Origin of the sequence: Niallia tiangongensis (genome assembly GCF_044704065.1) — a bacterium.
GTDB classification, from domain to species: Bacteria; Bacillota; Bacilli; order Bacillales; family Cytobacillaceae; genus Niallia; species Niallia tiangongensis.
Window position 1 is genome coordinate 4417449 of record NZ_CP162613.1, and the last position, 13016, is coordinate 4430464.

Sequence of the window (13016 nt, forward strand, 5' to 3'; positions counted from 1 at the left end):
CACCTCGTATTATTTTAATGTAAATGGCAAGCTACTTGATGATTAGTTCCTAAATCCTTTACTGTCGGTTCTACATGCATACATTTCTCCATTTTAAATGGGCATCTTGTATGAAAATGGCAGCCGCTTGGCGGATTAAGGGGTGTAGGCAATTCCCCATCCAATACAATCCTTTCTATTCTATTTTTCTCATCAATAACTGGTTTTGCAGATAACAAAGCTTGCGTATAGGGATGAGCCGGACGTGAAAATAAATCAGCAGTATTTGCAATCTCCACTATTTTTCCTAAATACATCACCCCTACTCGATCTGAGACATGTTTTACTACACTAAGATCATGAGAGATAAATAGATAAGTAAGGGAAAATTGCTTTTGTAACTCTTTAAAGAGATTAATAACTTGGGCTTGAACAGATACATCTAATGCGGATACTGGTTCATCACAAATAATAAACTTAGGATTAAGCGCTAATGCCTTTGCGATCCCAATTCTTTGTCTTTGTCCTCCTGAAAATTCATGGGGGTATCTTTTTTTCATTTGAGGGGACAAACCAACCTTTTCCATTAAATACTCCACTTTCGTTCTTCTTTCTTCGCGACTACCAACTTTATGAATAGATAAGGGCTCTGCAATAATTTCTTCTACCGTCATTCTTGGATGTAAGGATGCAAAGGGATCTTGAAAGACAATTTGCATATCCTTTTTTATATTCTTCAATTCTTGCTTTGAATAGGCAACAATATCCTTTCCCTCAAAAAAAACATTTCCCTCCGTTGGTTCAATTAGCCGCAATAAAGATCGACCTGTTGTACTTTTCCCACATCCTGATTCTCCAACTAATGCCAATGTCTCTCCTTTATACACTTTAAAATTAACATCATCTACCGCCTTAACGACCTTTTGTTCTTTTCTTGTTAATTTTTGAAGAATATCTCTTTTCACTGGGAAATACTTTTTAAGCGATTTTATTTCCAACAACACTTCTTTTTCGGCAACATGCTCCATTATGATGCAACCCCTTCTGCGATTTCCTTATATCTCCAACAACTGACTTTTCGATTATCTTCTATTTCAGTAAGCGGTGGTTGTTGCATCTGACATTTTTGCTCAGCAAAAGGACAACGGTCTTGAAAAATGCAGCCTTGTATCTCCTCATCCGCCATTGGAACTCTTCCAGGAATGGAATATAATTCGTCCATTTTCTCTTCAATGGAAGTAACAGACTGCAATAATCCTTGTGTATAGGGATGAAATGCTTTTTCAAACAACTGGTCTTTACTTGCTTCCTCCATCACTCGTCCCGCATACATTACAATAACTTTTTGACAGTTATTAGCGACAACTCCTAAATCATGTGTAATTAAGATCATCGCCATATCTAGTTTTTCCGTTAGATCAGCAAGTAAATCTAAGATTTGTGCTTGTATCGTTACATCTAAAGCCGTTGTTGGTTCATCTGCAATTAATAGGCGTGGCTGACAAGAAATAGCCATCGCAATCATCACTCTTTGCCGCATTCCTCCTGAAAGCTCATGTGGATAAGATTTCATCCGTAGCTCCGGGGATGGAATTCCTACTAATTTCAACATTTCAATCGCCTTTTCTATTCTCTCCTTTTTGCTTAGGCGATAATGGGCAGCTAATTGCTCCATTATTTGCGTTCCAATTGTTAATAAAGGATTAAGTGCTGTCATCGGTTCTTGAAAAATCATCGATATTTCTTTTCCGCGAATACTTTTCCATTCAGTGTTTGTAGATGTTAACAGATTTTTTCCTTCCCAAACTATTTTTCCCTCCGTAGCTAGAAGACCTTTGTTTTTAAGAAGTCCCATTATAGCTAAGGAAGTCATGCTTTTTCCACAGCCCGATTCCCCTACGATGCCAAGTGTCTCTCCTTTTTCTAAGGAAAAGTCTACTTGTTTTAAAACATGGACCATGTCACCGTTCTTGTTATATCCTACTTTCAAATCTTGAACATCTAGTATCATCCCCAATTGCAGTACCCTCCTTTATCATTAGGTTAGATTATCGCGAATTTTTCATTCTTGGATCAAAATAGTCTCTAAATACATCTCCTACTAAATTTATGCCTAATATGACAATAAACATCACTGCACCTGGAATAAATAAATACCAAGGAGCATTAAACATATAATCCTTGCCTTGATTGACCATAGATCCCCAACTAGGATCAGGTGGCTGTACCCCTAAACCAAGAAAACTTAAAGATGATTCTGCGAGTATGGTAGATGCCATACCCAATGTTGCGATTACAGCAATATGTCCATAACAGTTAGGTAAAATATAACGAAATAAGATGCGCAAGACACTTGCACCTAAAGCGTGACCACCTTCCACAAATTCCTGCTCCTTTAAGGATAAAGTTTGTGATCGTACCAATCGGCATATTTCAGGCCAACTTACAATTCCTAACGCAAGGATTAAGTTAAATACCCCTGGTCCTAATGCAGCCATAATCGCAATGGCAAATAAGAGTCCAGGAAAACTAAACATAATATTGGTAATCGCCATAATTACCTTATCTGTTTTTCCTGAAAAATAGCCAGACAACAAGCCTAGTAAAGTTCCAATCGAAATAGAAATAAGCTGAACAACGATGGCAATAATTAGCGATTTTTGCCCACCATATAAAACCCGTGTAAATAGATCTCTTCCTAAATGGTCTGTTCCAAACCAATGAGTCGCAGAAGGTTTTTGTAATGTCTGTGTTAAATCATTGGTATTTGGATTATAAGAAGAAATAAATGGTACAAATATTGTGCCTAATACAATAACAAGCATTATTCCAATTCCAATATAGGAAAAAGAAAATTTCACGCTTCTTTTCTTTTTCTTAATAGGTATGCTTCTATCAGCACTGATTGTGGGCGAATTGACGGTCTCCATTTATTATTCACTCCATCCTTTTTAAGACTCCACCTTGATTCTTGGATCGATTAATCTACATCCAATATCAGTGAGTAAATTCACTAGTAAAAAAACAGTAGCAACAAAAACAACACAGCCTTGCACAATTGGTAAATCACGCTGCAATATCGCATCAATCATCAATCGCCCAACCCCTGGCAACCCGTAAATTGTTTCTGTAATAACTGCTCCAGATAATAACAATCCCATTTGAACCCCAATTATCGTTAAAATAGGTGGCATTGCATTTTTTAATGCATGTAAAATAATAATTCTGCCTGAGGAGATTCCCTTTGAAATAGCCGTTGTCATATAATCCATACGTAAAATATCGATCATTGCCGATCTAGTAATTCTCGCAATTACACCACTTACAGCAAGAGCTAGGGTTAGAGATGGCAATAGTAAATACCGTATATCCCCCGCCACATAACCCGTTGCCGGAAGCAGCCTAAATTTAACTGCAAACAGATACATGAGAATTAATCCTAGAAAAAACGAAGGCAAGGAAACGCCAGATACGGAAAAGGAACTTACTAAAGAATCAATCCAAGAGCCTCTTTTTAAAGCTCCAATAGTTCCAGCGGTAATTCCTATTACGATAGCAATGAATAATCCAAGAACGGTGATTTGCAAGGTTACTGGAATTCTTTCAATAAGCAGTTCCGTTACAGAACTTCTAGATTGATAGGAAGTGCCAAAATCACCTTGGACTACACCTTGAAGAAAATGTAAATATTGGAGAGGCAGGGGATCATTAAGTCCCCACTGCTCTCTTATTTGCTTTATAACATTCTCATCTAACGCCCCGCTTCTCGCATCCATTAATTGAGCTACTGGGTCACCTGGAATAATATTCATCAAAATAAATACAATTAAGGTAATTGCAATCCATATTGGGATGGCTTCCAAAAGCCGTCTTATCATGTAATTTAGCATTGTCCACCTCTCGTCTTTTATTTTGGCTGTTTTCTTATAATTTGTTGCTATTAACTTAGAACTTTTTCCTATTGGAAAATCAATAATCATATAGAATACAGCCTTTATTTTAGACTTTCATCAATCCAAACCTTTGTTAAGTCTTGATAGTCAATATCTGTCGGCATTTCCTGCAGTCCCTTTACCCAAGGCTGATGAACAATTACTGCCTTGTTATAGTTAAAGAACCACCAAGGTGCATCTTTTACAATCATTTCTTCCGCTTCCTGAGCTAGTGCAATCATTTCTGATTCATCTGTTGTCTGTGACGCCTTATCTAGCAATTCATCTACCTTTTCATTGGTATAATGACTTGTATTTCCAGATGCACCAGCATTTTTACTATGGAAATAGCGAGATAAAAACTCTACTGGATGTGTCATTCCACCATTTGAAGACATCGCCGTCTCAAAATCTCCATTATTTAATCGGTCTGTCATTGCAGCAAAATCAACTTGCTCTGTCTTAACCGTAATTCCAACTTCTTCTAAATATCCACTCAACGCCTCTACTGCTGGCAAGCCGAATGCGGGGTGAGAGGTAGTAAGAATGTTTAGTGTAAATCCATCACCATACCCAGCTTCTTCTAATAAAGCCTTTGCTTTTTCTGGATCATATTGATAGGTAGTTACTTTTTCGTTATAGCCTTGAATCGACGAAGGGAGTACTCCAACTGCCGGGTAAGCCTTCCCTTGGATTACAGTTTGTATAATTGTATCCCGATCAATTGCGTAATTTATCGCTTGTCTAACACGGACATCTTGCCATGGACCATCTTTTTCGAGGTTAAACTTCAAATTTCTTGTAAATAATTCTGGTACTTCTACTATCAAATCACCATACGTCGGATCATTTTTATATCTTGCATATTGAGCATCTCCCAGTACCATCATATCCAATTGTCTTGAAGCGAATGAATTGTCTCTAGCTGTTTGGTCTTCCATAATTTTATAGACAACTTTGTCTAAATTAGGTGCACCTGCAAAGTAATCCGCATTTTTTTCTAATACAATTTCGCTTCCACGTACCCAGCTAGAAAATTTAAAGGGACCTGCCCCAACGGGTTCTTCGCCAAATTTATCTCCTTTTTCTTCCACTACCTCTTTAGGAACAGCAGCTGTAAATGGTAAAGATAAGACGGAAAGGAAAGTATTGTCAGGATTATCTAAACTAATTTCTATATGTGTATCATCAATCACTTTGATACCCGTTACTTCACTGGCATCCCCACTCATAAAATCCTTTGATCCTGTAATTGCTTGCAAATTTCCTGCATTAGGAGAAGCATTTTTAGGATTCATTACTCTCTCCATCGAATACTTAAAATCTTCGGCGGTTACCACTCTTCCATTATGAAAGGTAACATCAGGGTTAAGGGTAAAAGAATAAGTTAAACCATCTGAACTAATTTCCCATTCCGACGCATTTCCTGCTTTGAATTCCCCAGCTACCGCGTCATAACGAACAAGTGGTTCAAAGATATTCCAAGTTACCATGGATGTCGCAGTTCCATGAGACCTGGCCATTGGATCCAAGTTTTGTGGATCCCCATAAATAGCAGCCCTCACTAACGTACCACCTGAAGTTGGCTCATTACTACTTGTCGAATCATTTTCAGATGAACTTGCTGGATTGCTTTCCTCACTACATGCACTTAAAAATAAGACCATCAAAATACTAAAAATAAGAAACCTAAAATTATTCCTTTTCATCCTCATTTCTCCTTATGTATTAGTTTTTTTACTGCTTAAATCTTTTTCTCTCTATTACATAAATGGAATAATCTAGTTGTATTTTGTCAGGAAATATCACATTACACTTTGTGCACAGTTATTTTATTGTTATTTTTGTCATATTTCCTAACAAATTATCTGAATATTAAAATTATTATATAGTGATACTTTAATATGGTAAAGTTGAGCACCTCTATCACTTTCTTTATTTTCTAAATTTTCAATCATTACATTTATTCTTCTATAATGATAATCTGACATATTTATCGACATATCGCTCACCAGAAATCAGCAAATTCTTTATTATTACCATTTAAACTTAAGATAAGAATATTAAAACAACCAAGTCTCTATATTTTTCGATAATAAATATTTTTAATGATTAAATTTTATTCTGTTAGCCTATTCAATCCGTTTTCTTTGCTTTGAAAATATAAATCATACGAATTTGTTACATTTTTTTGTACATAATAGTTCTGAAAATCACATCATCTAAAGCATAATAATTGAAATAAGCTCTAGCTGGTGGTACCTTGTTAAACAAACGAGATAATTTTTTCAATGAAAGAAGGCTTGGTTATGAAGGATTTATTTACTCCTTTCTCTTATAAAGGATTAGAATTAAAAAACCGTGTGGTAATGCCTCCAATGTGTCAATATTCAGTGGGGAAAAAAGACGGAATCGCAACAGATTGGCACTATGTTCATTATGTAAGTCGTGCAATCGGTGGTGCTGGATTAATCATTATTGAAATGACAGATGTAGAACCTGATGGTCGCATTACAGATAATGATTTAGGTTTATGGTCTGACGAGCATATTGCTCCATTGAAACGAATTGTTGATGCTTGTCATCAATACGGTGCAAAAGTGGGTATCCAAATCGCTCATGCTGGCAGAAAGGCAGAGGATGCACCACAGCCAGTCTCTTCATCAGCTATTCCATTTGATGATAAATCAAAAACACCGAAAGAATTAACTACAGAAGAAGTAAAAGGAATGGTGGAAAAATTCCGCCAAGCTACTGCTCGTGCAATCAAAGCTGGTTTTGATACAATCGAGTTGCATGGTGCTCATGGTTACTTAATTCACCAGTTCCAATCTGCCTACACAAACAAACGTGAGGATGAATATGGCAAAGATTTAACGAAGTTCGGTGTGGAAATCATTAAAGCAGTTAAAGAAGAAATGCCAGCTGATATGCCATTAATCATGCGCGTTTCTGGTAAAGAATACGTTGAAGGTGGATATGATATTGAAGACAGTGTTGTATTTTCTAAAAAATATGAAGAAGCTGGCGTAGATATTTTCCATGTCAGCGCAGGTGGAGAAGGTCCAATCGCTGCAGCAGGACGACCTGGAACACATGTTGCTTATCAAGTACCTTTAGCTCGTGCATTTAAGCAAGAGTTAAACGTACCAGTTATCGCTGTTGGAAGATTAGATTCACCAGAATTAGCAAACTCTGTCATTGGCAATGATGATGCAGATCTTGTTGCAGTAGGAAGAGGCATGCTTCGCAATCCATATTGGACAATCGAAGCTGCTACACAGCTACGTAAGGAAACAGAAATGCCTAAACAATATGGTGTTGCGTTTCCTAAGAGATAATATAATTTTGAAAAGAGGTTGGGACATAAAGATTCCAGCCATAGACCCGAACAATCATATGAGAGTGATTGTTCGGTTTTTTCATTAGTTTATAAAAGGCTTTTTTAGTAAAGTTGGTGTTATTATCCGCAGCCTGAATACACTTCGCTTTCGAAAACATTGGGGCAATTCTACTGCTTCCTTTTCTAAAAAAACACTCGCACACATATTCCATTTAATGGTATAATTTACACAAAGGAGATGCTTGCTAATGATAGAGCTTGTTCTTGGTCTTTTAAGTGTGATTGGTGACATTTGTACAGCAATTGCAACTTCTGCTATGGAGAAACTAGAAGGCAAGTAATAGCAAATGATTTTCTTAGAAAAAGAGGCTTGTTACTTAAACAGCCTCTTTTTTGGTTTGTATTTAAATGAAATTATAGGTCGATTCTTCTGCTCACATGCCTGTTTTATACTTTTTTTCACTAGAAGATGTATTTTTCGTGTCATGCTTCGCTTTTTCTTCCCTTAATTCTTCTTTGAGATCTTCCATGGGGATTGGATCAACCATTTGTTCACTTTCAAATTTATCAAATAAACTTTCATTTTCTGTTTCGTATTGCTCTGGATTATCCATATATGTGTTATTATTCGTAACAGTTTCTCTTTTATTTTCTGCCATTATTAATCACCTCCCTATTATTGAATACCCGATTTTCAATTAAAGTACTCAGAGGGACGATTCGAAGGCACTGAAAAACTACTAGCAATTGCTTATTAATAGTAGCCATTTTCTAAACTTTGCTGTTGCATTTGTTCTCCGAGGCGTCAACATGACTTACTGGGTCGTGCTGACGCCTTTTCAAAAACCAATAAATAATTCACTTTTCAAAGCCCTGCTTCCTAAATGAATTTCGACAAACTACTTTTTCAGTAATCTGGAACTATTCTCTAGTTTCCTTTTACTAGCACATAACAAAAAGGGAAGCAGGAGAATCCCCCTACTTCACCAGATTCAACGCAGTTTCTGCTGTATTTTTATCAATTTGTGATTGTTGCTCTGTGTCATATGGCTGGTAATAGCCTTTATTAATCATATAAGTAGAGATTTGTTCATGAAGTGTAATGGTTTCTTCCAATTGTTGTTTTAATATATTTCTTACTTCTGGAGTCGCCGTTTCTGTAATTGCTAATGCATAGCTTTTTATACCGGACTTTGCGGCAATTAGCAAGTCTGTTGCTATCACTTGATCGGATAATGGAGCCATTCCTGTTATTTTTTCAATAAATCCATTCAATATTATAAACCTCCTTTAAGAAAGATAATTTTTCAATGCTTCGATATGTTTGGATGATATTTCTACATCTTGCTGCATAATTGTTTTTAATTCTTCATCTGATACTAGTAATTGCATGATTGAAGCTTTTGTTACACATAAGCTTTTAAACGTTATTAGTTCATGAAGCTCCAGTGCTTCATGAGTACCTAGATTTCCCTCCATCTAAAAACACCCACTTTCTATAATTAACAGCATTCTCTTTATTCATGTAAGGAGCGTTCTGCATATTCCAAATCCTTTTGTAACTGTTGAGGAACATTGTAAGCATCATATATGCCTCTATCCTGTAAAAACCCATAAATTTGTTCATGCTGATCGATCGCATTTCTTAATTCTTGTTTCAGAAAAGTCCGTATTTCTGATGTGGTCGACTCTGTTAATGCAGCAGCTAAATCTTTAACAGCTGCTTTCGTTTCAAATAGCATATCGGTTGCGATGACATGATCGGAAAAACTTAATTCCTTCTCATTCATTTGGGAATCCTCCTAATTATTGAATGATTTGTGTAGACGCTTTACTTAAAAGATTCTTCATTTGATTTAAAGAAGTCGTTCCTAGTTCAACACTTTTTTCAATCAATTGTTTTAACTCTTCATTCTCTACCTTTTCTAATCTTGCTTTTGATTGAGCAAGGCATGCCCCTTTAAAATTAATCAATTCACGCATATCTGTCACTTCATGAACCCCAAAATCTTGGCTTTTCATCCTTACACCTCCATTCTTTCCCATGATTATTGTTCTTTATTAGATAAAAATTTATCCCAATAACGATAACTTTTATAAGAATGTATTAATAGAACCTTCGAATCTTCTACTTATATTTATTAAACATATCCCATTAATTTCTTTTTTAATTAAAATTAATATCAAGTTATAATTATTATAAAAGCAGGCTGAATAATGGCTAAACAAGCACTTATTATAAACAAAAAAGAAAAGCGAAATATAAAGTACAAGAATAGAATATACAAGATGCGAAAAATGCGGCAGACCACACTCTGTTTACCGCAAATTTAAATTATGCAGAATTTGCTTAAGAGAATTAGCCTACAAAGGCCAAATTCCAGGTTTAATAAAAGCAAGCTGGTAAGGAAATCAGAGGAAGTCCTAACAGTGAGAGTTCTATTGGTTTCTTCCTCTCTATATATTATAAAAGTCCGCAATAGAAGCGTCCTAGGTCACTGAAAAACTGCTAGCTATTGATGATTGATAGTAACCACTTTTTTAAACTTAGATGTGGAAAAACCAACCTATTATTTCGCTTTCAAAGAACTAAATCCTCATTTAACTTAGTTAACTATACTTTTTCAGTGGCCTCGAACCGTAATTCTCCCTAAAAGAATCTCTATTATCCCGAGTAGAAAAAAGAATGTCTGCATCCAATTTATCCAGCCAATCCAATATACTTGTGCTGAAATCCAAATAATCATTGCAGTCCCTAGTATAATGGTTACAATTCCTGATAAAGCATGCCTTTTGAAAGATAAAATGGCACCAAAGAAACTACCGATCCCATTGATTAAAAATAAAATAATTCCTGGAATCAAAAAATTTTGAAACGGAGATTCCTCCAAAAGCTTAACAGTCATTCCTAAAGTACTGCCATCCGGCTTGAAAACAAGTCCTATCCCGGCAGCAACGGCTCCCATTCCAATGAATAATAGTAATGCACCTATCCAATAATAAATTCCGTTTCTTCTATTCTTCATCTTCCACATCTCTTTCTTTTTAAAATAGATTCAGTACATATGAAGGAAAAGCCTCTTCCCTTTATTTTACTAACAAGTGATAAAAACAAATTTGTATAATATGTGAATAAAGTTCAGGAAGTAAAAGTTTGGAAAAAGAGCCAGTAGAACCGTCCCTCTGAAATCCCCAAAACCTAAATAATCCCATTTCTTCCTATTACATTTAGGTTTAATCAATGTCAAAACGTCTATATAAAAGAAAAAAGGAGGCGTTTATAGTTATGGTTAAAAATGAAGATTTAAAAAACAAAACGGTGGATCGTGATTTTAAAATAACAGAAAAGCAGAAAGAGAAGCAGCAGGAAAAGAAAAAAGAGGATAAAAAAGAAAAATAAATAAAAAGGGTACTGGCTCCATTGGAGATTCAGTACCCTTTTCATTTAAATACAACTTATTAATCAATCTAGGTTCTTAAACTTACTTCCCCTCTACTACTTCTCTTAATATTTCATAAGAGCGTTTCTGCTTTTCAGCGTCAAAAATATAAGAAACGGCCATAATTTCATCCACATTAAATCGTTCTTGAAATGCTGTAAGCTGTTTGCGAACAGAATCTTTACTTCCTAAAAGAGTCACACTGGACATCGATTTTGCCATTTCTTCTTCCTGTGGGTTCCAAATTCCATCTAAGCTTTCCACTGGTGGCTGAAGGGGCATTTGTGTACCACGCACTACATTAAGGAAAAATTGATGAGTGGATGTCTGTAAAACCGCAGCCTCTTGATCCGTTTCAGCTGCAATTAAATTCAAGCAAACCATCATATATGGTTTATCCAAATATTTTGAAGGCTTGAAACGCTCACGATAAATCTTAATAGCATCTGCCATATATCTTGGTGCAAAGTGAGAAGCAAAAACATAAGGTAATCCCAAGCTCGCCGCTAAGTAAGCAGAATCTGTGGAGGAACCAAGAATGTAAATTGGTACATTCGTTCCAACGCCTGGATGCGCTTTTACATATCCTTGTTCTTCTTCTGGTCCGAAATACGTAAGCAGTGCATTAACATCCTCTGGAAATGTATAAACAGAATCCTTTTGAGATCGTCTTAACGCACTCGCAGTCAGCATATCGGTTCCAGGTGCTCTGCCAAGGCCTAAATCAACACGATTTGGATAAATCGTTGCCATTGTTCCAAATTGTTCTGCAACAACTAATGGAGAATGGTTAGGTAGCATCACTCCGCCAGATCCTACACTAATGCTATTAGTATGTTCAAGCGTATGCTTTATTAAAATTGCCGTCGCCGAACTAACAAGTGTAGAAGTATTATGATGCTCAGCAATCCAATATCGTTTATATCCCATTTTCTCGGTTGCTTGAGCTAAATCAATCATTGATTCAATTGCTTCTTTTGACGTTTGTCCCTCGCGAATTGGAGCAAGGTTTAGTACAGATACAGGTATATTTAAATTTGCCATTATGCAAGATCCTTTCTTGTTTGATTCATCTTTATCATATCAATTGATATCATGGAAACAAACTTATCTGCTTGAAGAGAGGCAGAAGAAAATTCATCCTAACATTATTCGATTCAAGTCTGTGGAGACAGGATAAATACGGATACACTATTAGCCATTACATATAAGATTCCCCTTTGCATTTCTTCCAATACCAACTCCGTTCAATGTAAACAACAAGAAAAGGAAGCAAAAGAACTGCTCCCCTCTGCTTCCCTTTATAACGTATACTGTTTCTCAAAATAATTTTGATATTCTCCGCTGATAATCTGCTCCCACCATTCTTTGTTGTCCAAATACCATTGGATGGTTTGGGCAATTCCAGATTCAAATGTATAGGTCGGTTTCCAGCCAAGTGCTTCCAGTTTGGTTGGATCAATCGCATAGCGCTTGTCATGACCTAGGCGATCCGTTACGAATTCGATTAAGTCCTCTGACTTTTCTAGTGTGCTAATGATTGTTTTTACTACTTCTAGATTTGTACGCTCATTATGACCGCCAACATTGTATACTTCGCCATTTGCGCCTTCATGAAGCACTAAATCAATTGCCGCACAATGATCTAATACGTGTAACCAGTCACGAATGTTTTTACCGTCTCCATAAACAGGAATCTTTTGCTCATTTAACACGCGAGAAATCGTTAATGGAATTAACTTCTCTGGGAAATGATAAGGTCCATAGTTATTGGAACAACGTGTAATATTGATTGGCAAGCCAAATGTCTCATGGTAAGCGCGAACCAGCATATCAGAAGATGCTTTACTTGCACTGTATGGGCTATTTGGCTGTAATGGCGTATCTTCTGTGAAGAAAGTTGTTGGATCGAAATCTAGCTCTCCATACACTTCATCTGTCGATACATGAACAAATTTCGTTACACCGATTGCCTTTGCTGCATCTAACAATACTTGCGTACCAAGCACGTTTGTCACCACAAAGATTTCCGGGTCTGTAATCGAACGGTCCACATGGCTTTCTGCTGCAAAATGAGTCACATAATCAAACTTTTCTTTTTCAAAAAGTGCGAAGATTGCGTCTCGATCTGCAATATCTGCCTTTACGAAATGATAATTATCCTTCTTTTCAATTTCCTTATGCTTCGTTAAATCACCTGCATATGTTAATAAATCTAAGTTATAAATATCGTAATCTGGATATTTATTGACCATATATTGCACAAAGTTTCCGCCGATAAAGCCTGCGCCACCTGTTACTAACACTTTCTTTCTTGCCACC

The 13016-nt window shown here is 36.3% G+C and carries 14 protein-coding genes and 1 pseudogene; 2 read left to right on the top strand and 13 right to left on the bottom strand.

The genetic code is table 11. The features are described from left to right. Positions 1 to 14: 14 nt before the first annotated feature. The 5 genes from AB3U99_RS20925 to AB3U99_RS20945 form a co-directional block, all read right to left on the bottom strand. On the bottom strand, positions 15 to 1007 hold the full coding sequence (locus tag AB3U99_RS20925) for an ABC transporter ATP-binding protein (RefSeq protein WP_400243683.1): 993 nt from the start codon (positions 1005 to 1007) through the stop codon (positions 15 to 17). Further along, positions 1007 to 1990, bottom strand: coding sequence for an ABC transporter ATP-binding protein (locus AB3U99_RS20930; RefSeq protein ID WP_400248140.1), 984 nt, complete (start codon positions 1988 to 1990; stop codon positions 1007 to 1009). The genes AB3U99_RS20925 and AB3U99_RS20930 overlap by 1 nt, the downstream gene beginning before the upstream one ends. A 37-nt stretch (positions 1991 to 2027) precedes the next feature. Continuing rightward, a complete protein-coding gene (locus AB3U99_RS20935) occupies positions 2028 to 2909 on the bottom strand; it encodes an ABC transporter permease (RefSeq protein WP_400243684.1) in 882 nt (293 codons plus the stop codon). A 21-nt stretch (positions 2910 to 2930) separates the two neighbouring features. Continuing rightward, the gene (locus AB3U99_RS20940) at positions 2931 to 3869 is read right to left on the bottom strand and encodes an ABC transporter permease (RefSeq protein ID WP_400243685.1); all 939 of its coding nucleotides are present in this window, start codon (positions 3867 to 3869) and stop codon (positions 2931 to 2933) included. A 104-nt stretch (positions 3870 to 3973) separates the two neighbouring features. Continuing rightward, positions 3974 to 5620 carry an ABC transporter substrate-binding protein gene (locus AB3U99_RS20945; RefSeq protein ID WP_400243686.1) on the bottom strand — a complete coding sequence of 549 codons (1647 nt, stop codon included), beginning with the start codon at positions 5618 to 5620 and terminating at the stop codon, positions 3974 to 3976. Positions 5621 to 6220: 600 nt separating this feature from the next. Between AB3U99_RS20945 and AB3U99_RS20950 the strand changes: the two genes are divergently transcribed. Continuing rightward, a complete protein-coding gene (locus tag AB3U99_RS20950) occupies positions 6221 to 7252 on the top strand; it encodes an NADH:flavin oxidoreductase/NADH oxidase (RefSeq protein WP_400243687.1) in 1032 nt (343 codons plus the stop codon). A gap of 436 nt (positions 7253 to 7688) precedes the next feature. Here AB3U99_RS20950 and AB3U99_RS20955 read toward each other — a convergent pair whose 3' ends face one another. The 5 genes from AB3U99_RS20955 to AB3U99_RS20975 form a co-directional block, all read right to left on the bottom strand. After that, a complete protein-coding gene (locus AB3U99_RS20955; protein WP_400243688.1) occupies positions 7689 to 7913 on the bottom strand; it encodes a hypothetical protein in 225 nt (74 codons plus the stop codon). Positions 7914 to 8232: 319 nt separating this feature from the next. Continuing rightward, a complete protein-coding gene (locus AB3U99_RS20960) occupies positions 8233 to 8529 on the bottom strand; it encodes a spore coat protein (protein ID WP_400243689.1) in 297 nt (98 codons plus the stop codon). A gap of 15 nt (positions 8530 to 8544) precedes the next feature. Further along, on the bottom strand, positions 8545 to 8733 hold the full coding sequence (locus tag AB3U99_RS20965; protein WP_400243690.1) for a hypothetical protein: 189 nt from the start codon (positions 8731 to 8733) through the stop codon (positions 8545 to 8547). A gap of 38 nt (positions 8734 to 8771) precedes the next feature. Next, the gene (locus AB3U99_RS20970) at positions 8772 to 9044 is read right to left on the bottom strand and encodes a spore coat protein (RefSeq protein ID WP_400243691.1); all 273 of its coding nucleotides are present in this window, start codon (positions 9042 to 9044) and stop codon (positions 8772 to 8774) included. A gap of 16 nt (positions 9045 to 9060) precedes the next feature. Then, positions 9061 to 9276, bottom strand: coding sequence for a hypothetical protein (locus AB3U99_RS20975; RefSeq protein WP_400243692.1), 216 nt, complete (start codon positions 9274 to 9276; stop codon positions 9061 to 9063). Positions 9277 to 9471: 195 nt separating this feature from the next. Here AB3U99_RS20975 and AB3U99_RS20980 point away from each other — a divergent pair. Continuing rightward, positions 9472 to 9661: pseudogene (locus AB3U99_RS20980) on the top strand (type Z 30S ribosomal protein S14). A gap of 217 nt (positions 9662 to 9878) precedes the next feature. Here the strand turns inward: AB3U99_RS20980 and AB3U99_RS20985 are convergent. The 3 genes from AB3U99_RS20985 to rfbB form a co-directional block, all read right to left on the bottom strand. Beyond that, positions 9879 to 10280, bottom strand: coding sequence for a hypothetical protein (locus tag AB3U99_RS20985; RefSeq protein WP_400243693.1), 402 nt, complete (start codon positions 10278 to 10280; stop codon positions 9879 to 9881). Positions 10281 to 10736: 456 nt separating this feature from the next. Beyond that, positions 10737 to 11738 carry an LLM class flavin-dependent oxidoreductase gene (locus AB3U99_RS20990; protein ID WP_400243694.1) on the bottom strand — a complete coding sequence of 334 codons (1002 nt, stop codon included), beginning with the start codon at positions 11736 to 11738 and terminating at the stop codon, positions 10737 to 10739. 257 nt (positions 11739 to 11995) lie between these two features. After that, positions 11996 to 13015, bottom strand: a complete 1020-nt coding sequence (rfbB, locus tag AB3U99_RS20995; protein WP_400243695.1) for a dTDP-glucose 4,6-dehydratase — start codon at positions 13013 to 13015, stop codon at positions 11996 to 11998. Between the last annotated feature and the right edge of the window lies 1 nt (position 13016).